Annotated in this window: 18 protein-coding genes; 9 read left to right on the top strand and 9 right to left on the bottom strand. The window is 62.6% G+C overall.

All coding sequences use genetic code 11. The features are described 5' to 3' along the window. Nucleotides 1-5: 5 nt before the first annotated feature. The gene (locus IVB46_RS25705; RefSeq protein ID WP_028157684.1) at nucleotides 6-1022 is read right to left on the bottom strand and encodes a transporter; all 1017 of its coding nucleotides are present in this window, start codon (nucleotides 1020-1022) and stop codon (nucleotides 6-8) included. Nucleotides 1023-1135: 113 nt separating this feature from the next. After that, nucleotides 1136-1918, bottom strand: coding sequence for an acetoacetate decarboxylase (locus IVB46_RS25700; protein WP_028153388.1), 783 nt, complete (start codon nucleotides 1916-1918; stop codon nucleotides 1136-1138). A gap of 220 nt (nucleotides 1919-2138) precedes the next feature. On the opposite strand from IVB46_RS25700, the gene IVB46_RS25695 reads away from it, so the two are divergent. Together IVB46_RS25695 and IVB46_RS25690 are read left to right on the top strand one after the other, a co-directional pair. Continuing rightward, complete coding sequence (locus IVB46_RS25695) at nucleotides 2139-3314, top strand: patatin-like phospholipase family protein (RefSeq protein ID WP_247312011.1); 1176 nt, start codon at nucleotides 2139-2141, stop codon at nucleotides 3312-3314. A gap of 470 nt (nucleotides 3315-3784) precedes the next feature. Then, a complete protein-coding gene (locus IVB46_RS25690) occupies nucleotides 3785-4585 on the top strand; it encodes a type 1 glutamine amidotransferase domain-containing protein (RefSeq protein WP_247312008.1) in 801 nt (266 codons plus the stop codon). Between the two features lie 116 nt (nucleotides 4586-4701). On the opposite strand, the gene IVB46_RS25685 is transcribed toward IVB46_RS25690, so the two are convergent. From IVB46_RS25685 to IVB46_RS25670, 4 genes are all read right to left on the bottom strand, one after another. Further along, complete coding sequence (locus IVB46_RS25685; RefSeq protein WP_028157690.1) at nucleotides 4702-5355, bottom strand: TadE/TadG family type IV pilus assembly protein; 654 nt, start codon at nucleotides 5353-5355, stop codon at nucleotides 4702-4704. Beyond that, a complete protein-coding gene (locus tag IVB46_RS25680) occupies nucleotides 5355-5912 on the bottom strand; it encodes a TadE/TadG family type IV pilus assembly protein (RefSeq protein WP_135214335.1) in 558 nt (185 codons plus the stop codon). Before IVB46_RS25680 ends, IVB46_RS25685 begins: the two co-directional genes overlap by 1 nt. Nucleotides 5913-5922: 10 nt before the next feature. Beyond that, complete coding sequence (locus tag IVB46_RS25675) at nucleotides 5923-7347, bottom strand: pilus assembly protein TadG-related protein (RefSeq protein WP_247312006.1); 1425 nt, start codon at nucleotides 7345-7347, stop codon at nucleotides 5923-5925. A gap of 380 nt (nucleotides 7348-7727) precedes the next feature. Next, complete coding sequence (locus IVB46_RS25670) at nucleotides 7728-8522, bottom strand: IclR family transcriptional regulator (protein ID WP_208089381.1); 795 nt, start codon at nucleotides 8520-8522, stop codon at nucleotides 7728-7730. 237 nt (nucleotides 8523-8759) lie between these two features. Here IVB46_RS25670 and IVB46_RS25665 point away from each other — a divergent pair, with 237 nt between their 5' ends. The 6 genes from IVB46_RS25665 (at nucleotide 8760) to IVB46_RS25640 (ending at nucleotide 14845) form a co-directional block, all read left to right on the top strand. Then, complete coding sequence (locus IVB46_RS25665) at nucleotides 8760-9920, top strand: aminotransferase class V-fold PLP-dependent enzyme (RefSeq protein WP_175618070.1); 1161 nt, start codon at nucleotides 8760-8762, stop codon at nucleotides 9918-9920. Nucleotides 9921-9949: 29 nt separating this feature from the next. Beyond that, nucleotides 9950-10846, top strand: a complete 897-nt coding sequence (locus IVB46_RS25660) for an amino acid ABC transporter substrate-binding protein (protein WP_247311996.1) — start codon at nucleotides 9950-9952, stop codon at nucleotides 10844-10846. Between the two features lie 62 nt (nucleotides 10847-10908). Continuing rightward, nucleotides 10909-11703 (top strand): amino acid ABC transporter permease, encoded by a 795-nt coding sequence (locus tag IVB46_RS25655; protein ID WP_247311993.1) that lies wholly within the window; start codon nucleotides 10909-10911, stop codon nucleotides 11701-11703. Further along, on the top strand, nucleotides 11700-12392 hold the full coding sequence (locus IVB46_RS25650) for an amino acid ABC transporter permease (RefSeq protein WP_247311990.1): 693 nt from the start codon (nucleotides 11700-11702) through the stop codon (nucleotides 12390-12392). Before IVB46_RS25655 ends, IVB46_RS25650 begins: the two co-directional genes overlap by 4 nt. Before the next feature lie 40 nt (nucleotides 12393-12432). Continuing rightward, entirely contained in the window at nucleotides 12433-13200 is a 768-nt protein-coding gene (locus tag IVB46_RS25645; RefSeq protein ID WP_276010583.1) for an amino acid ABC transporter ATP-binding protein, read from the top strand. Between the two features lie 169 nt (nucleotides 13201-13369). Continuing rightward, nucleotides 13370-14845, top strand: coding sequence for an FAD-binding oxidoreductase (locus tag IVB46_RS25640; RefSeq protein ID WP_247311987.1), 1476 nt, complete (start codon nucleotides 13370-13372; stop codon nucleotides 14843-14845). A 20-nt stretch (nucleotides 14846-14865) separates the two neighbouring features. On the opposite strand, the gene IVB46_RS25635 is transcribed toward IVB46_RS25640, so the two are convergent. Next, a complete protein-coding gene (locus IVB46_RS25635) occupies nucleotides 14866-16902 on the bottom strand; it encodes a molybdopterin-dependent oxidoreductase (protein ID WP_247311983.1) in 2037 nt (678 codons plus the stop codon). A gap of 269 nt (nucleotides 16903-17171) precedes the next feature. Here IVB46_RS25635 and IVB46_RS25630 point away from each other — a divergent pair, with 269 nt between their 5' ends. Next, nucleotides 17172-17447 (top strand): DUF3303 family protein, encoded by a 276-nt coding sequence (locus tag IVB46_RS25630; RefSeq protein WP_038941960.1) that lies wholly within the window; start codon nucleotides 17172-17174, stop codon nucleotides 17445-17447. A 492-nt stretch (nucleotides 17448-17939) separates the two neighbouring features. Here IVB46_RS25630 and IVB46_RS25625 read toward each other — a convergent pair whose 3' ends face one another. Both IVB46_RS25625 and IVB46_RS25620 read right to left on the bottom strand, forming a co-directional pair. Beyond that, complete coding sequence (locus tag IVB46_RS25625) at nucleotides 17940-19499, bottom strand: carboxyl transferase domain-containing protein (RefSeq protein ID WP_247343717.1); 1560 nt, start codon at nucleotides 19497-19499, stop codon at nucleotides 17940-17942. After that, the gene (locus IVB46_RS25620) at nucleotides 19429-20403 is read right to left on the bottom strand and encodes a helix-turn-helix domain-containing protein (protein WP_085401976.1); all 975 of its coding nucleotides are present in this window, start codon (nucleotides 20401-20403) and stop codon (nucleotides 19429-19431) included. Before IVB46_RS25620 ends, IVB46_RS25625 begins: the two co-directional genes overlap by 71 nt. Between the last annotated feature and the right edge of the window lie 48 nt (nucleotides 20404-20451).

The raw sequence follows: 20451 nt of genomic DNA, 5'->3' as shown, positions 1-20451 counted from the left end.
GTACGCTACCTGAAGATACCCGTGCGCCGCATGAACAGATAGGCCGCCCCCACCGACGAGGCCATCAGAAGCGCCGCCCAGAGAAATCCGCTCTCGACATCGGTGAGCGGCAGGCCCTTGGTGTTCATGCCGAAGATGCCGGTGATCAGGGTCGGCGGCAGCAGCAGCGAGGTCACGATGGAGAGCGTGTGGAGGTGGTGGTTGCTCTCCTCCTCGTTCTTGAAGCGCAGCTCCTCCTCGAGCAGGCGGCTGCGTTCGCGGAGCTCGACGATGTCGTGATCGAGCCCGTCCAGCCGCTGCGCCAGCTTGCCGGCGTGGATGCGCAAGGCCGGCGCGAGATGATCGGTGTTCTTCTGATCGAGGCGGTGGAACAGCACGCGCAGGCCGGTGAGCTGGCGATGCAACCTGACGCAGGTCCGGCGCAGCCGGCCGAGATTGCGGCGCATCTCCGGCTTGGCGTCGTCGGCCAAAATCCGTTCCTCGATGTCGTCGATCTCCTGGCCGAGCTTGTCCGCCATCCGGTCCAGCGTATCGGCGACCTCGTCGACGATCTTCTCCAGGAGATGGGCGACGTTGTCGACGCGGTAGCCGCCTTCGAGCACGCGGCGCGTCGCATCGGCCGAGCATAGCGCCTGATGCCGGCCGCTGACGAGAAGATGCTCGGTCATGGCGAAACGCAGGAACGCGGTCTCTTCCGTCGCGCTGTCGATGTCGCGCACGAGATCGGAGAAGACGCCGTAGACGCAATGGTCGATGACGTGAAGCTGCTGGAACGTGTCGTTGGACAGCAGGAGGTCACGCGCGAGCGGCGGCAGCTGTGACGCTGCGATCCAGGGCCGTGCGCGCGCATCGGTCAGGTTGAAATGCAGCCAGAGCCGGCCGTCATGGCTGAACTCGATCGGCTGGTCGATCGGCAGCGCCTCGGCGCTGCCGTCGCCGTGCAGCCGGAACGCCCAGACCAGGCCGGGAATGGCGGGCACGGAATCCGATATCGCGCTGACAAGCTTCGCCGGCTCAGCCATGGCCAACCCCAACCGTCAACAAATGCCCCGTTTCCGGAAGATGGCTGACGGCATCTTCCGGACCTCTCACGGGTACTCAATTACGGCTTTGTTACAGTTTGATGATGGCCGCCCTACTCCGCGGCCAGCCCCGTCGCGGCCACCGCCTCGGCCTCCTTGACGTAGTCGTGCACGACGCGGCCGAACGGCAGCGTAAGATCGGCGATGTAGTGGTGCGCGCCCAGGCAACGGCGGACCGGGAAATCCGCGACCGGCGCGTTGACGTGCGGCACCAGATGCAGCCGGCCGGGCCCCATCCAGGAGCCCTTCGGCACGATGTCGATGAGGTTGATCGCGACGAGCTGACAGACTTCGAGACGGCCGTCGACGCCCGGGATCATCTTCAGATTGATCTGCGTCTTCGACAGCGTCGCACGGGTGCGATCGCCGTTGCCGGCCATGCTCTCGTGCTTGTAGCCCATCGTGCCCATGGCGACGAGCTGGCCGGCATATTCCAGCGTACCCGTCAGCGTGTCCTTGACGATCTCGAGTTTCGGATGGGCGTATTTCTTGGGAAAGCCCCAGATCTCGCGGCCCGCCGCGATCGGCGGATCATCATCCAGATACATCTGCGAGACGAAATTGACCTCCTCGCCGTTGAGGCGCGCCGGAATGACGAGGCCGGATTCGGTGTAGCTGCCGAAGCCTGAGGAGTCCGGCATCTTGATCCATTCGTAGTGCACGATCGGCTGGTCGATTGGCTCCAGCGGCTCAGGCAGGCCGGCGCGGATCAGCTCCGGATCGGTCTCGTAGGTGATGACGAGGAATTCGCGGTTGACGAAGCGATAGGGCCCGGCCGGATAGCTCGGCCCCGCCGCCGGCATGGACGGAAGTCTCAGCACGTCTTCCCTGCGCATCCTGATCTCCTGTGTGTGATGCCCGCCCGGCAGCGTCAGGCCTGGATCGCAAATTGCTAGCCGCCGTCATTGACTGCGATGTGAAGGATTTCCGTCAGGCGCACGACCTCCCGCCATTCCCGCTGCGGTCGACCTGCATGCAGACGATGCATCGGCGCTGAAATTGTCATCACGCCGTCACTGCCGGACGCAATCGTTTGGTCCACGCTAGGAGGCACCCATGGACGCCCGCACGTCGCAACCGGCTCATCAGACGCATCAGCCTCCCGCACGGGGCTGGCGCCCCGAACGCTGCGATCGCGTCGCGCTGGTGCTGCAAGGTGGCGGCGCGCTCGGCGCCTACCAGGCCGGCGTCTACCAGGCGCTGCACGAAGCCGGCATCGAGCCCGACTGGGTCTGCGGTGTCTCGATCGGTGCAATCAATTCCGCCATCATCGCCGGCAACAAGCCGGAGAAGCGGCTGGAGGCGCTGCGCATCTTCTGGGAGCGCATCACCAATCGCAAGATCTGGCATTACACGCCCGACGGCGACATCTTCCGCCAGTGGCGCAATCTCACCAGTGCGTGGATGACGTCGGCGATGGGCCAGCCCGGCTTCTTCACCCCGCACCAGGTCAATCCCTGGTTCAGCCCGGTCGGCGCGCGCACCGCCACCAGCTATTACGACACGATGCCGCTGAAGGAGAGCCTGCTGGAGCTCGTCGACTTCGACCTCATCAACGAGAAGAAGGTCCGCTTCGCGGTTGGCGCGGTCAACGTGCTCTCGGGCAACTTCATCTATTTCGACAACTCCCATGACGAGATCGAGCCGGAGCACATCATGGCCTCCGGCGCCCTGCCCCCTGCGCTGCCGATGGTGCGGATCGGAACCGATCATTTCTGGGACGGCGGCATCGTCTCCAACACGCCGCTCCAGCATCTGCTCGACCAGGAGGATGCGCTCAACTCGCTGGTGTTCCAGGTCGACCTGTTCAGCGCGCGGGGCGTGCTGCCGCGCTCGATCCAGGACGTGATGGCCCGCCACAAGGACATCATGTATTCCTCGCGCACGCGCCACAACACCGACGTCTACCGCCGCACGCATAATCTCAAGGTTCTGCTCTACAAGGCGCTGGCGAAAGTCCCGGACGAGCAACTCTCCGACGAGGATCGCCAGCTCAAGTCGAGCCTGCGCCGCATGCCCGAGATCGCGATCCTGCACCTGATCTACCAGCAGAAGGCCTATGAGGGTGACGCCAAGGACCACGAATTCTCGGGCACCTCGATGCGCGAGCACTGGACGAGCGGCTACGAGGACACCAAGCGCACGCTGAAGCGCCGCGACTGGATCAAGATGCCCGAGGAAGGCATGGGCCTCGTGGTGCACGACGTGCACCGGGAGACGGAGAGCGCGTAACGGCGCTCTTCAGACGGACCGCTCCAAACAAAAACTGCGAAAACAACCCCATGCACAGTAGCCGGGGCGTGGCGGATCAATGACTTACGTTTTACCGAAGTACACTTGACTCGTCGGGCAAAACAGGAGCATGATGGCATCATTGCAAAATCGCACGATGCATCCGCTCCAGGCCGATCGCGCCACATGGTCAGACTACGCCGCATCCCCTAAATTGCGCGCGGAATGACGTTGGGAGGCTGGCTTGCGCGCCATCAGCGAAGCCGCTTACTTCTTCGACAGCGACAGATTATTCCCTCCGCAGGAGCCTTCGGGGCGAGCTTGCGGAGCGAAGCGGCGTGCTCCGCCCGATCTGCTCCAGTCGTTGCTTGAAACGCCAGAACGGTCGTCGCGGCAGGTTGCCGTTCGCGTCGGCCGGATTGTTATGAAGTTCTAACCGCAAAACGATCAAGCAAATCGGAGGAGATCGCATGTCCAAAGGCAAAGTGCTCATTGTCGGCTCCAATGCCACCCGTATCGAAATCCAGGGCGGCGGCACCGGACCGACCGGCCAATACCTCAATGAAACCGTCGTGCCGGCAATGGCCGTGATCGACGCCGGCTACGAGGTGGTGCTGGCGACGCCGAACGGCAAGCAACCGTACATCGATCCGGCCTCCGATCATGCGGCCCATTTCGGCGGCGACGAAAAGGCCTACCGGCGGGGACGCGATTTCTTCGACAAGGACCCGTCGATGACCAACGTGCGCACGTTGCGCGCGATCGTGGACGGAGGACTGGATCAATATGCCGCCGTTTTTGTCCCCGGCGGGCAGGGTCCGGTCGTCGACCTCATGCAGGATCCCGAGCTCGGCAAGATTCTGCGATATTTCCACGAACGGAAGAAGATCACGGCGCTGCTCTGCCACGGACCGATCGCGACGCTGGCCGCCCTGCCCGACGCCAAGGCCTATCGCGCCGCCCTGATCGCCGGCGACAAGGCCAGGATCGCGGAGCTGGGCAAGGGCTGGCAGTATGCGGGATACAAGATGACGGTGTTCACCGCCTCGGAAGAGATACCGATCGAGGAGCAGTTCCTGCACGGCAAGATCTACTTCACCATGCCGGACGCGCTGGGAGCTGCGGGTGCAGAGGTCAGCCGAAGCGCCGTCGACTTCGAGCCTTACGTCGTCGAGGACCGCGAGCTGATCACCGGCCAGAATCCGCGGTCCGACCATCCCATCGCGGCAAAGCTGATCGCAGCGCTCGACCGCGCCACTGTGGCGGCGTAAGCGTTTACTCCAATGTCATCCGGCCCGGTGCGCAATTGCGCACAGGGGCCGGGAGGAAATCGGGACAGAAGCTTGCCTCAGCGGCATCCGGCTTCTTTCGACCGCGTTCCGTGAAACTAACAGGTCTTCTGCTGCAAGTGCTGCACGCAGGTGCAGGTCTTCGCCGCCGGATATTTCACATCGTAATAGGGAAAACTCGACGTGGCGGGGGTGTTCGTCGAGCAGCGGGGGAACAGGTAATAGCTGTCGGACAGCTTCACCGTGCCGGCGATCGTGAAGCCGAGGTTGGGCGCGTAGTCGTAGGACACCTCGCTCAGGATGAGTGAGATGTTGGCATTGCTGGTACCGCCCGGCGCGGTAAAGGACGACAAGGTCATCTGCTGACCGGCGGCCCTCGCCCCCGACGTACTGGTCGACTTGCTCCATTGCACCGTCGCGTTCCCATTGCTGTCGGTCGAGACCTCGGAGACCGTGATCGTCATCAGCGAGGTGCTGCCGTTCTTGATGGGATAGGGAGCCATGATGGAGCTCGCCGCAGCGAGAATGCCGTCCATCTGGGTCGACGTGACGGCCGTGTTCTGCGAGATCATGTCGGCAACGCTGTGCGCGGTCGCGCTGACCTTGACGTTCATGGCGAGCCCGTTCCCGAGCTCGACGCCGCCGACATAGAGCACCAGCATGAACGGCGTCACGATGGCGAACTCCGTCGCTGCAACAGCGCGTACATCGGTCAACATCTGCCGAGCGCGAGACGACAGGGCGGAGATCATCAGGTAGCTCCTGGCTCGTTCTGGAACGCGGCGGACGACATGAGCAGCCGGTTGCCATTGCTAAGGTTCGAGAGATTGAAGCCGAGCGGCCCGAGCACGACCGGCCAGACATACATGACGCGGAGAACGACGATATCGCCGGAATCGCCCGGATTGTATTGCCAGCTGTTGGTCACATTGCCCGAGCCGTCGAAGGTCAGCGTGGGCGTCGCCGTGTTCGCGGAAGACCAGGACGTTGCGACCTGCATGTCGACCATCAGACCGCTGCAATTGAACAGGATCACGATCTGATCGCAGACCTTCTGCTTGAAAACCGCCTGGTTCATCTGCGCCGACTGAACCTGCCCCGTCATGACGAGACGCGCCGACTGGCGCACCACGGTTTCAAGCATCTGCTGGGCAAAGAAAACCAGAAACGTCTGGATGAGCGCGATGATGAGGGCGAGAAACGGCGCGGCAACGAGCGCGAATTCGACGGCCGTGGCTCCGCGGCTATCGCCGGCGAAGGCGGCGCAGCGGTTGCGGCGTCTTTTCGTTGTCGTGACCTGTCGGGTCATGGCGCCTTCCCTACTGCACGAGGCTGGCCGTGCTGGACGCAACCTTGATGAAGAGGTTGGTCAGCGCCGCGGAAATGTCGCCACCTGTCTGCACGCTCGCATACAGACCGGGCGATGCGCACGATTGCAGCCGTGTCGCGATCGTGCCGGTTGACGAGGATGGATTGTTGAACTGCGAGATGCGGCTCGTGTACCAGCTGTCGCTCAGCTGCAGATACTCGGTGTAGAGGACCGCGATGCGAATGCCGCGGTTCTTGATCGTCGTGCAGACCGTCGTGTCGAGCGGTTGCTGGCACCGCAAGGTCGTCGAGTTGGCTGTCGGAAGCGCATAGGTGGCATTGGGGTCGCAGGAGCCCCCCGTCTTCGGGATGAGCTTGTCCTCGACGCCGTCGGTGACGAGGAAGACCACTTCCTGCGGCGTATCGCCCGCCTGATTGGTGCCGGTGCCTGGCGCAGGCATCACGGTGTTGACGCCCGTGAGCCCGCCCGAGATATCCGTGCCGTAGTCGGTGGTGTAGGTGCAGTTGCCCTTGCTATCGACAATGGGGCAGTTCTGGTGGTCGACCGTCAGGAGCTGAATGTTGTTGATCTTCGTGGCGGCGGTGTCCGGCGTGGTCAGCACCTGAATCGTGTTGAGGGCGTAGTCGAAGGTGTAGATGGCGGCCTTGTAGGTCGTGTTGTTGAGCGCCGACATGCACTGCATGACGCCGCCCGTCACACCCGCTTGCGGGCACGTCCAGGGTCCCTTCAGCAATTGCGTAACGGCGTTGGTCACGAGATCGATGCGCAGCGTGATGTTGTTTGCGCGTGCGACGGTGAGATTGTCCTTGTTCGTCGAGCTGGCAGTTGCGTTGTTGGGACGCGCCTCATGGCAGGCGAACGAGCAATTCTTCGCGTAGCTGGGCTGGTTCTTCGTGGCCGCGATCATGTTGGTGATGTCGGCCTGCGTCGCAGCAAGCGCCATCGACGGCGAGTCGTCCAGCAGCAGGTAGAAATTCATGTTGGGCGCACTCGACGCCTTCGCCGTTGAGGAGCCAGAGACGTCCCAGGTCTGCCTGCCGAGAACGCTGGGGAAATTATTGACGGACTGCGCGGTGTACGAAACCGTGATGCTTCGTGCGAGGCCGGAATCCGTGACGGTGATGGTCGGCGTCGGCGTCGCCGTCAGACCGGGAAGATTCGCCTTCGCTGCAAAGACGGCTGCGGCGGTCGCCTGGACGACCGTCTTGTCGGTCTGGGTCAGCATCGCCGGCCGCACGGCTGCGATCGCGGCCGCGTCGGCGGCTGCGTTCAATTGCTCCCGCTTGCGGACGGCCTGCGTGTAGTCGAGCGTCATGCCCAGGAGAAAGACGATCGGGACCATCGTGAGGGCGAAGATAACGGCGATGTTGGCCTTCCGGTCTCTTGCGAAACGGAGCACTACCCGGCGGAGCATGACCTTCATCCTGATTGCCGTCGTGGCGGCAGAGAGCAATTCCTAAAGTCTTTTGATCGGGGCAACCGGTGGGATTACCGCTGCCGGTCAGCCCGCCAATCGCAGGCTGGAATATGGATATGGCCTTCTTAATCAACACTTACGGGCAATCCACAAACAGGGAGTGCAACGGAGTGGGATGTTCCATATCGAGAAGACATCATTAACGTCGGTTAAACGCGATCGCAGAGATTGAGGGGTAAGCGGCCTCAGGTGCGGTCGATACGGCCTCAACGCCGGCGCTGGCGGGTGCGTCCGGTGGACTGCGCAGCATCACCGCGCAGCAGACACGTCGGTCTGGTTAAGGACGGCTATGGCACAGAGGCCAAGGCATCATGCCGTCATCGGGCATCTGCGCCATCGTCGTCTTCAACTTGCAGAATGGTGTCGGATAGCAGAGCGGCGGCCTTTTGAAGCGGCGCTATGAACCGGTCCAGTTCGGCGAAGCTCACGCGGGCCACCGGTACAGAGACGCCGAGGCAAGCGATCAATTCCCGATCCGGTGACAGAATGGGGACGGCGCACCCCACCACCCCCTTGACGTACTCTTCGTTTGTCTTGGCCCAGCCGCGTTGTCGCGTCTCCTCGAGAACCTTCATCAGCGCGTGGACATCGACGATCGTCGTTTCGGTGAATTTGGTCAGGGGTAGCGCGCGGCACAGCTTCGCCCGGATCCGCTCGGGCAGTCTGCTCATATAGATCTTTCCGGTCGACGTGCAGTGTAACGGCGCCGCTTCCCCCGGATTGAACTGAAGACCTTGCGGCTCCGAAACGCGAACGCTGTCGACATAGGCAACGACGTTGTCGCGTACGACGCCGATCTCACACTGTTCGCCGATTTCTCCCGCGACCGCCCGAAGCACCGCATGCCGCCGCGCAGTACGAAACGCAGCGCCGATGACGGTGGCCGACAGTGTGACGAGCTGGTTGCCCACAACGTACCGCTTGGTACCCAACGCCTTCTGAAGCAATCCGCGGTCTTCGAGGTTTCCGATCAACCTGTGTGCCGTTGGAAGCGGCAGCGAAAGAGCCTTTGCGATCTCCGCGGCCGAGACGGCTTTGCGCTGGTCGGCAACATGCCGAACGATCGCGAAAGCCCGATCCAACGGTCCATCCTTCCCAATTCGCTTCGTCATTTCCCACCCGGCCAAAACTGGAAGTGAAATCAAGATCAACGCCGAGTATTATCATTTTTCGGAATAAAACCTATTAAAATTCGACATAATCGATTGTCGAAATCCTGAAAGCTCATATTCTTGGCGTCACCGGCGATTGACCAGAAATTGTGCAGTGCGGTCTCGCCGTTCCGAAAATCGCGCTCCGCCGCTTGGCCGGGAGCCAAGTTCTGCCGGCGCGCTCAACAGGAGATGTGCATGTCTCGTCATTACGACGTGGACGCCGTGAGGAAGGAATTCCCCGCCGTCGAACGGATGGTCTATCTGGATTCCGGGTTTCAAACGCCGCTCGCGCGTCCCGTGAAGGCCGCGATCGAGCTTTTCCTTCGCGAGGGCTTCGAGACAGCCGGTCCGAAGAGCATCTGGCTCGATCGGGTCGAGCAGACCCGTGCCAAGGTCGCCCGCTTTCTCGGCGTGACGGCGGATGAGATTGCCTTCACGAAAAACACGTCGGAGAGCATGAACATTGCGGCAAACGCACTGCCGCTACAGGCCGGCGACAACGTCCTGATGATCCACGGCGATCACCCGAACAACGCCTACGCGTTCCTCAATCTGCAACGGAAAGGCGTCGAGGTCCGCTTCATCCCGATGACGGAAGTCGTCGACGCCGACAGCTTTGCTCCCTTCATTGACGAAAGGACGCGTGCGATCTCGATGTCGCATGTGACTTTTCACGCCGGTCACCGCTTTGACATCGAGAGCGTCGGCGCGATGTGCGTCAGGAACAAGCTCCACTTCGTGGTGGACGTGATGCAGGCCATCGGAGTCGTGCCTGTTGACGCCAAGGCGATCGGCGCAAGCTTCATCGGCTCCGGCAGCCACAAGGGATTACTGGTTCCGCAAGGGCTCGGGCTGCTCTATTGGGACAAGACGCTCAAAGAGCTCGAGCCGACCTATCTGGCGGCTGCGAGCCTCGCCGAGATCCCGAGCGATCTCATCGCGCGTGCCGACGGGATGGCGCCCTCGCCGGCCGCCAGGCGCTTCGAGCTCGGCAACTTCAATCTGCCCGCAGTCCACGCCCTCGGTGCTTCGCTCGACATGATCGAGCAGATCGGGGTGCAGAACATCCAGAACCACTGCTTCGATCTCGGCGATCACCTGATTGCGCGCCTGGACGAGCTGGGCGTCCGCCTCGTCGGTCCGCGCGAACGCAAGCATCGCGCTCCGCACATCTACGTCATCGCCCTGCCAGCGGCAGACTGGCTCGGCCATTTCGAGGAGAACGGCGTGCGCGTGTCGCCCGAACGAGATGGCATTCGCGTCTCGCTCGGCATGTTCAACACCGCCACCGACATCGATCGCCTGATCGACGTCATCCGCCGGCGAGGGCTCGGACGCCCGTCCGTCGCAGCTTGAATCTGACAAACGATGGGAAGGCAAGAACCATGAAGAAGCTCATTCAGCTATTGGGACTTCTCCCGGCACTCCTGGCTGTCAACGCAAGCCCGGCCGCGGCAGCCGACAGCCCGACGCTCGACAAGATCAAATCCAGCGGCTCGATCACGATCGGCTACCGTGAGGCTTCGATACCATTCTCGTACCTCGGGCCGGACCAGAAGCCGATCGGCTTCTCACTCGAGCTCTGCGCGGCGATCGTCGATCGCATCAAGGAGGAGCTGAAGTTGCCCAGTCTGAAGGTCAACTACACGCCGGTGAACTCCTCGAACCGGATACCCCTGATCCAGAGCGGGACTGTCGACATCGAATGCGGCGGCACCGCCAACGACAAGAAGCGGCAGGAACAGGTCTCGTTCTCGGTCGCAACGTTCGTCAGCCAGCCGCGCTGGCTCGTCAAGGCCGCCAGTGGCGTGAAGACCGCCGGCGATCTGAAAGGCAAGACGGTTGTCGCTACGCAAGGCTCCAACGCAGTAGGTTTCGCGCAGAGCGTCAACGCCAAGGAGCAGCTCGGCCTCAACATCGTCCAGGCCAAGGACCATGCGGAGTCCTTCCTCATGCTGAACACCGGCCGTGCCGTCGCCTTCATGGAGGACGATATCCTTCTCGCCGGGCTCAAGGCTGCGGCGCCGAATCCGGACGCGCTCCTGTTCCTTTCCGAGGGTTACGCGAAGATCTACTATGGGCTGATGTTCACGAAGGGCGACGCCGGCTTCAAGAAGCTCGTCGACGACGTTCTCTCCAAGCAGATGGCATCCGGCCAATTCGAGAAGACCTACGCGAAATGGTTCACCAGGCCGATCCCGCCCAAGGGTGAGAACCTCGCATTCCCGCTCACCGACGAGTTGATGGCGCGGATCGCACATCCCAGCGATGCCGTCGACTGATTGACGGAGCTGATCGTCCCGGAAAGTCATCCTCGTCCGCACCTGCAACCCGGAGGCTCGCGATGTTCGGAGTGCTTTTTGAACAGGCGGCAGACGGCCAGCGCTATATCGACTGGCTTCTGTCGGGTCTCGGTTGGACCCTGGCTCTGGCCTTCTTCGGCTGGTGGATCGCCTTCGGTATCGGCGTGTTCGTCGGCGTGGGCCGCACAGTCCAGAATCGTTTCATCTCGATTCCGGCCCGGCTCTACGTCGAGATATTCCGGAACATCCCTGTCCTGGTGCAGATGTTCCTCTGGTACTTTGTTTTCCCGGAGGTGGTGCCGGCCACGCTCGGAAATGCCATCAAGCAGATGCCGCCGCCTTGGGCATCGTTCTTCCCGGCACTCCTTTGCCTGGGACTCTACACGGCGTCTCGAATAGCCGAGCAGGTCCGGGCCGGCATCGAAGCGCTTCCTAAGGGGCAGATCGAGGCCGCCAATGCTCTCGGCCTCAGCGGCTACCTCACCTATCGCTACGTCGTCGTGCCACAGGCTCTGCGCCTGATCGTGCCGAGCCTCACCAGCGAGGTGATGGGAATATACAAGAACACCTCCGTCGCACTCACGATCGGCTTGATGGAGCTGACCGCACAGGCGCGCCAGATCAGCGAGGCAACGTTCCAGACATTCTCGGCATTCGGCGCGGCGACGATCATCTATCTTTGCCTGGCGCTGGTTGCGTATCAGATCATGACGCTCATCGACAAGGCCTTCAGGATTCCGGGTAGCGCCCCGGTGAAGCTCACTGCTGAACAGGATCTCGCCGCCGACATGCAGCAGGGCAGCGCTCTGCCTGGCGCCATGGAGACCGTGAAATGAATACCCTCGATTTCTCGATCGTCGCGCAGTCGTGGCCTTATCTCTGGTCGGGCCTGCTGTTCTCGCTTTCGCTCACGGCGGCCGCATTCGCCATCGGTATGGTCCTCGGAACCTGTCTTGCGCTGGTACAGCACTTCGAGGTCCCGGTGTTCGCCCAGATGGTCCGCGGCTATGTTGCGATCATCCGGTCGATCCCGTTGATCCTCGTCCTCTTCTGGTTCTTCTTCCTGGTGCCGATCGTGCTTGGGCACCTGAGCGGCAGCGGCCGCCCGATCCCGATCGGGGCGACCTACACGGCGTTCATCACCTTTGGCTTGTTTGAAGCCGCCTACTACTCCGAGATCATTCGCGTCGGACTGCGGGCCGTGAACAAGGGGCAGTTCGAGGCCTGCCAGGCGCTCGCGCTGTCGACCTACGACACCTACCGCCATGTCGTTCTGCCGCAAGTCCTTCGCGTGGCGAGCCCGATCATCCTGAGCCAGACGATCATCCTGTTTCAGGACACGTCTCTCGTTTACGTGCTGTCGTTGACGGATCTTCTGGGCGCGGCTTCCAAGCTCGCTCAGCTCAATGGACGTCTCGTCGAGATGTACCTCGTCGTCGCGGTGGCCTACCTCGTGATCAGCTCGGCGGCCTCCCAGTGCGTCGCCAGCCTTCGCAAGCGATATGGCCTTGCCACGGCACGATGATCATCGGGATACCAAACGGCCTCGTATTCGGGAGACGAACATGCCTCAAGAGACTGTCAGCAATGCCACGCAGCCCGGTGCAATCGTCCTCGTCGAGAACGTGATGAAGCGCTTCGGCGCATTCAATGCGCTGAACGACGTCAATCTCAGGGTCGGCAAGGGCGAGAAGATCGTGCTGTGCGGCCCCTCGGGCTCCGGCAAGTCGACGCTCATCCGGTGCATCAACCATATCGAGAAACACGACGGCGGCAGGATCGTCGTCGACGGTGTCGAATTGAGCAACCGCATGGCCGACATCAACAGCGTGCGCTGCGAGGTCGGGATGGTCTTTCAGAGCTTCAACCTCTTTCCGCACCTCACGGTCGCCGAGAACTGCATGCTGGCTCCGATCAAGGTTCGCGGCATGTCGCAAGCGGAAGCGCGCGATCGCGCACTCGGCTTGCTGCGGAAGGTCCGCATTCAGGATCAGGCGGACAAGTATCCCGCACAATTGTCGGGTGGCCAGCAGCAACGCGTCGCCATCGCGAGGGCGCTGTGCATGCAGCCCAAGATCATGCTGTTCGACGAACCGACGTCTGCTCTCGACCCCGAGATGGTCAAGGAAGTGCTGGACACCATGGTCGAGCTGGCGCGAGATGGAATGACGATGGTCTGCGTGACGCACGAGATGGGATTCGCCCGCGAGGTCGCCGATCGGGTCGTCTTCATGGATCGCGGAAGCATCGTGGAGGAAGCGGATCCGGAGACATTCTTCCGGGCTCCGCGCACGGAACGGGCGAAGGGCTTCCTGAACCAGATCATCCACTAGGATTCCGCCCGGCCGAGACCAAGCGCCGTCGGTGACGGCAGCTGCGACGCGTTCGTCCACGGTCCCCCGCTTCGAGACATATTGCCATTAGACTCCCCGCCGCAAACGTGGAGAATACCCCCGCACGTTACGTGCGCAGTGCACACCAAGATGCGCCAGGGGAAACAAAATGCCGGCTGCCTTCCCGTCCTCCCTACCCACCATCCCGACCGCTCCTTTGACTGCCCGGATGCGCGATGCGTTACGCGCGATCGTCGGTGAGAAGGGCCTGATCGAGGACGAGCACGGCAAGCAGCCGTTCGTGACGGATTGGCGCGGATTGCTGGTTGGCGGCGCGGGCGCCGTCGTTCGTCCTGGCAGTACCGAGGAGGTTTCGAAAGTCGTCCGGCTTTGCCATGAGCACGGCGTCGCGATCGTGCCGCAGGGTGGCAACACCGGTCTGATGGGCGGGGCCACGCCCTGGCCGGCGCACACCGGCATCGTGCTGTCGCTCGGCCGCATGAACCGCGTGCTGGACGTCGATGCCGTCGGTTACGCGATGACGGTCGAGGCCGGCTGCGTTCTCCAGACGCTTCAGGAGACCGCAAGCCGTCACGACAGGTTCCTGCCCCTCAGCCTTGGCGCCCAGGGCTCATGCATGATCGGCGGCAACCTGTCGACGAACGCCGGCGGCGTGCAGGTGCTCCGCTATGGCAATGCCCGCAATCTCGTCTTGGGGCTCGAAGTCGTGCTGGCCAACGGGGATGTCTGGGACGGACTGCGTGCGCTCAAGAAGGACAACACGGGCTACGACCTCAAGCACCTTTTCATGGGCGCCGAGGGAACGCTGGGCATCATCACGAAGGCCGTCCTCAAGCTATGGCCGGCGCCGAAGGACGTCTGCACGGCGTGGCTGGCGATCCGCGATCCGCGCGCGGCGCTGGAGATCCTGTCCGAAGCGCATGCGGCATCAGGGGACAATGTCGGCTCCTGCGAGCTGATGAGCCGCAGCGCCATCGACATGGTGCTGCGCCATATCCCCGGCACCCAGGATCCTCTCAAGGCGGACACGCCATGGTACCTCCTGCTCGAATGGTCTTCCTCGCGGGCCCGACAGGACGGGACCGAGGGCATGACCGAGAAGCTGGAGCAGTTTCTCGCCGATCAGCTCGAGGCCGGCCGCGTGCTCGACGCGGCGATCGCGCACAACGGAAATCAATCGCGCAACATGTGGCGCATCCGGGAAAGCGTCGCCGAGGCCTCCCGTGCCGAGGGGCCGGGACTGAGCTACGACGTGTCGGTGGCCATCTCCAGGATTCCCGGCTTCATCGACCAGGGGCTCAAGGCCGTGCTCGACATTCTCCCGACCATTCGCCCCTATCCTTTGGGGCACATCGGCGACGGCAATCTGCATTTCTCGTTCATGGGCCCCAAAGGCATGGATCAGCAGACGCTGACCCAATATTCGTCCGCCATCACGCGGGCCGTGAACGATCTCATCACCTCGATGGGCGGCTCGATCTCGGCGGAGCACGGCATCGGCATCGACAAGCTCGACGAGCTCAGTCACTACCGCTCGAAGACCGAGCTCGACATCATGCGCACCATCAAGCGGGCGCTCGATCCGCAAAACATCATGAATCCGGGCAAGGTGCTGCGGCTGTGATCGACGCCGGATAGCCTCGTCTACAACGATGCCTGCCTTCGCGCGACCTCCACGCGGGCGCCGTAGTCGGACTGGCCAACGGAGAAGTGAAAAAGACTGAGAGCGTCTCCGGTCAGGACCGCGTCGCCGGACGTGAGATGATTGAGGCCAACCCAGCCATCGCGCATCCAGACCACCCCGGGCTTGACGTCGTCGGTGACGCAGGCCTTTGCCGCGAACTCGCCCCGCTGATTGTAAATCCTGATCGCATCCCCGTTGCTGAGTTGACGCGCCTCTGCATCCACCGGCGATATCCAGAGTTGCGGGGCGACATTGTGCTTTGCCAATGCCGGGAGAGCCTGGCCCTCGTCATAGAACGAATGAAAATGTGTCAGCGTCCTTCCGAAGCTCAGCGACAACGGATAGGGTGAAGCCTGGTCGCCGCCGTGCACCGGAAGTGGCGGAAGCCCGAGCCTTGCCGCCTGCGGCGAGCAGAATTCGATCTTCCCGGACGGTGAATCGAATTTCCGATCCGCATAGGCGACCGCGGGCACGTTAAGAGGCAAAAAGCCACCGGCAGCGCGCAGCGACGCAACAGTCGCATGGCCGGTTGTCGTGTCATTCAAGATGACATCGATCACCTCTTCGATCGACGCCCACGGAAAGAAGTCAGCAAGCCCGAGGGAGTGTGCCAAAGAACTCAGGATTTCATAGATCGGGCGCGTCTCTCCCTCCCGCTCCAGTGCACGCTCCATCAGATAGAGGTGCGTGTTCGTCACCTTAAATCCCAATTCCTCGAGCCAGGCGGTTCCAGGCAACAACACATCGGCGAAACGCCGCGCCGTTTCATTCATGAACAGATCGACGCAAACGACCAGACCCGTCTTGTCGAGACCATGGGAGATTTCACCGGCGTCCGCGAAGGACGACAGCATGTTGGTCCCCAGCAGGAGCAAAACCTTGAGCTGCCCGTCGGACAAGGCCTTTGCGATGTCGGGCATTTGATTGGCAACATAATTGCCCGGCGCGCGTGCCACACCCGTATTCAGATTGCACATGGCCGCACTGTGGGCGCCATGACGTGGGCCGAGACCGCCGCCTGCAACCCCAAAATTGCCGGTCAACGCCGGCAGACAGCTGATCGCACGCGCCGCGCGCCAGCCGTTGGCACTCTTGTGCATGGAGCTGCCGCCGAGAAGGATCATGGCTGGTCGCGTGGACGCGTACGCTCTGGCGAACGACGCAATCTGGCCTTCCTCAAGACCGGTCTCGGCTGCTGCCCAGGCCGGCGTGAAGGGCAGAACGTGAGACGACAATTCCGCGAAGCCGACGGTATGCGCTTCGATAAACTCAGAGTCATAGAGCTTTTCAGTGACGATGACGTGCATCACGGCCAAAGCGAACGCAGCGTCCGATCCAGGGCGGATCAGGAAAACTTCATCCGATTGAGCCGCCGCTTCCGTTCTCCTTACATCGATCGTGATGACTTTTGCCCCGCGACGCCGAGCCGCGACGATATGACGGGCGGTATTGGGCTGACTCGAAATGTTCGCGCCCCAAAGCACGATCATGTTCGAGTTCTCAGCCATATCCTCCTTGGTATTGACCTTGAGCGCGCCCGTCAGACCCACTCCAAAACCGCCAAGCCCCCAACAGACCATTGCAGGATGCCAGTTCTGGCATCCATACACATGCGCGAAACGCTGCATCAACTGCACCGTCACGGCACTGCCCACGGTAAAGCCGCCATGCCCCGCCCATAGACCCACCGCCTCGGGCCCAGCCGACCGCATCCGCTTCGCCATGAAATCCAGCGCCTCGTCCCAGCTTACCCGGCGCCAGATGTCGGTGCGGCGATCGTCGCGAATCTGGGGGTAGAGCAGTCGCTTCGGATTGCCGAAGATCTCGCTGGTCGCGCGCCCGCGAACGCAAAGAAACCCGGCACTGTCCGGATTATCCTTGTCTCCGCTCAGCGTCTTGAGCCGACCGCTCTCGACCTCAACCTGCATTCCGCAAAACGTCGGGTGGCAGTTCATCGGACACATGGTGCGGACGATCTTCGCATCGACAGCCGACATGAGCGAGCCCTCCCGGTCTCATTCCCGAGATGATCTTATCAGAGACGGGATAGGTCGGCAGCCCCAATGAGTTCCCCGTTCGCGCCGCTACGGCCGTATCGTCATGTTCTCCGGCGGACGCCGATGACACACGACCAAGTCCGCTACGGCGCCTCCATCGCACTAACCCACGGCTTCATTCGCCGTTGTTATTCGACACGCCAGCGCTATTGTGCGCGGGCGGCGCAGCCGCGGCATTCATCCAATAATTCAGATTATGGGAGAATCGCATGAAATTCATTACAACCTGGAGTGTACCTCAAGGCACCTTCAACGCAGCCGTCAGCCGTTTTCTGGAAACCGGCGGAGCGCCACCCGAAGGCGTCAAGATGCTGGGCCGGTGGCATGGCATGAACGGACAGGGATTTGCGATCTCTGAATCGAGCGATCCAAAGGCGATGTATCGCTGGCTCGCGCAGTGGGCTGACCTGCTCCCATTGACCGTCACACCCTGTCTGGAGGATGGCGACGCGGGCGAAGTGATGGCTTCGCTGCCCAAGCGCTAATCGTCAATCCTCATGTCGCTGCCGCTGAAGACCGGCGGCAGTGACATCCCCGGCAGGTCTAAAATGTCGATCTGTCCGGCCGAAGGCCGTGGCCGTTTCCGTGGCGGCTTACAACGAATGTGTTTGCGGGTATTTCGATAGGGCCGTCAGTGACGGCCGCGATTCCTTTAGCGCTCAGGTGGTGGGCGTGGAATCACCCATTGCTCGAGGCGATCGATTGATGCCTCCCGTTCATGCTGGCCCAGCCAAATCGTAAAGAGAACCAGCGCGGCGGCGAGAGCCCCGATGCCGAAATACAGGTTCCTCATGCGCGTTTGAATGCACAGCGCCGGAAATGGTTCCACGCATCACGACTTGCACCGCGCCGCTCCACGAGGAGCGAAGCGACGAAACAATCCAGACGACCTCCGCGGGTAAAGTCTGGATTGCTTCGCGGAGCCCGTCATCGGGACTTCGCTTCGCGCGCCCCCGGTTGCTCGCCATGACCGCAACCTACGGCCTGATCGAAAAGTTCTCCGGCGGCCCCGCCTTCCGCAACGGCTCGGCCAGCCTCGCGAACTCGCACAGCAGCGACCTTGTCTTCCTGGGATCGATGATCTCCTCGACCCAGAATTTTTCGGCCGAGCGGAACGGCGAGCGCAGCTTGTTCAGCCGTTCCTGGATCTCGTTGAGCTTGCCCGCCTTGTCCTCGGCCGCATCGATGTCGGCGCGGTAGGCGGCTTCGATGCCGCCTTCGAGCGGCAGCGAGCCCCAGTAGGCCGAGGGCCAGGCGTAGCGGATCGAGAAGCGGTCGGCCGGCTGATGCACCACGCCGGCGACGCCGAAGGCGTTGCGGAGGATCACGGTGCACCAGGGCACGGTGGTCTGGTTGACCGCGGCCATGGCGCGGACGCCGTGGCGGATGGTGGCCGCCTTCTCAGCATCGAGGCCGATCATGAAGCCCGGGCAGTCCATGAGATAGACGATCGGCAGGTGGAAGGTTTCCGCGAAGTCGACCCAGCGCACCACTTTCTGGCACGCATCCGCGGTCCACGAGCCGCCGTAGTGAAAGCTGTCGCTCGCAAGCACCATCACCGCCCTGCCCTCGAGCCGGGCGAGACCGACGATGATTGGCTTGCCGAAATTCTTGGCGACCTCGAAGAACGAGCCCTTGTCGACGACCGATTCGACGATCGGCCGCATCTTGTAGACCTGCTTGCGGTTGCGCGGCACCGCATTCATCAGGGCTTCTTCGGTGCGCTCCGGATTGTCGGTGCAGGGCAAGGTCGGCGGCAGTTCGTAGACCGATGACGGCAGATAAGAGAGGAAACGCCGCGCGCAGGCGAACGCCTCTTCTTCCGTATCGACGGCGTGATCGACCGCGCCGGCGCGAGTCTGGATGTCGGCGCCGCCGAGCTCCTCCTTGGTGAGGTCCTGCCCCAGCGCCTTCACCACCGGCGGCCCCGCGACGAACATCGCGGACTTCCGGGTCATGATGGAATAGTGGCTGGCGGCAAGGCGCGCCGCGCCCAAGCCCGCGACCGAGCCGAGACCGAGCGCGACGACCGGCACGCGCGACAAATTCTCCGTCGTGAAGCGATACCAGCGCGTGCCGCCGATGCCGCCCGGCAGATTGGCCGCGCCCTTGGTCTCGATGGTCTTGACCGAGCCGCCGCCGCCGGAGCCCTCGATGATGCGGATGATGGGCAGACGGAAGTCGTGCGCCATCTCCTCCGCCATCAACGGCTTGGCCGAGATCGACGCATCGGCCGAGCCGCCGCGGACGGTGAAATCGTCGCCGACCACCACGACCGTGCGGCCGTCGACACGCGCGCGGCCGAACACACAGTTCGCCGGCGTCAATTTCTGCAACTCGCCGCCGGAATCGTACTCACCGATGCCGGAGACGGCACCGATCTCGTGAAAGCTACCGCTGTCGATCAGTCTGTCGATACGCTCCCGAACAGTCAGTCGGCCCTGGTCATGCTGACGCTTGACCTTGTCAACGCCGCCCATCTCCCGCGCGAAGGCTTCGCGCCGGGCGAGCTCGTCGAGTTCCGGCTTCCAGTTCATTCACTCCCTCCGAATTGATCGGCTTGTTATTGTTATGCACGGCCATTGCGACCGGTTTGCGCGAGATGCGGTTGTTGAAGACATCACCTTCGGCGCCCTCCATCAGGCTTCCGAGCGAGCGGCCGAGCGCGACCATCAACGGCGCGACTTCCGCATGCAGACGTTGCTCGTCATACATCGACGACAACAGCCCGATCGTGATGACGACGAAGGTCTGGTATTGCGGCGACCAGATCGGCACCGCGAGGCCGTTGATGTGCGGGCTCCACAGGCCGCAGGCCGTGACATAACCGCGCTCGAGCAACGACTGCCTGTTGGCCTCGATGCGGGGCCGCAGTATCTTTGCAGCTTCGGGCGCTTCCCGTTCCATGTCCGTAATGAAGGCATCGCCGACTTCAGGCGCTAGCGCCGCCGTGTAGGCCGCGCCCGCGGCCGTCGAGGCCATCGAGATGCGGCTGCCGGTGCCCTCGTGCAGGCCGAGCGCCGAGGCCGAGCGCGCGAACTGGAGATAGACCAGATGGAAGCGATCGGGGACGACGAAGCCGACAGTGCCAGGCAATTGCTCGGCGACTTCCTGGAGCCGCTGCCGGATCATGCTGCGCAGCTGCGCGCCCTTCATCATCGAGGCGCTCATCGCCACCGCGCTCGGGCCGATGCGATATTTCTGGTCGCGCGGCAGGTACACGAGTTGCCCCATCCGCGTCAGCGTGTGCGTGAGCCGCGACACCGTCGAGCGCGGCAGGCCGCAGCGATTTGAAATCTCGAGATTGCCGAGCCGTGCCTCGTGGCCCTCGAAGCATCGCAACACGTCGAACGCGCGCGACACCACCTGGATGACATCACCCTCGCCGGCATCGCCAGCGAGCGCACCTTGCCTGCTTAACCGCTCCGATCGTCGTCCCATGTTCCCTACCGTTCGTTCCGCTCTGCGGAATTAAATTCCACTTGCAGA

Origin of the sequence: Bradyrhizobium sp. 61, assembly GCF_023073075.1 — a bacterium.
Taxonomy (GTDB): Bacteria; Pseudomonadota; Alphaproteobacteria; order Rhizobiales; family Xanthobacteraceae; genus Bradyrhizobium; species Bradyrhizobium barranii.
Note: the sequence above shows the minus strand (reverse complement) of the source record. Positions and strands in the feature narration are given on the sequence as shown.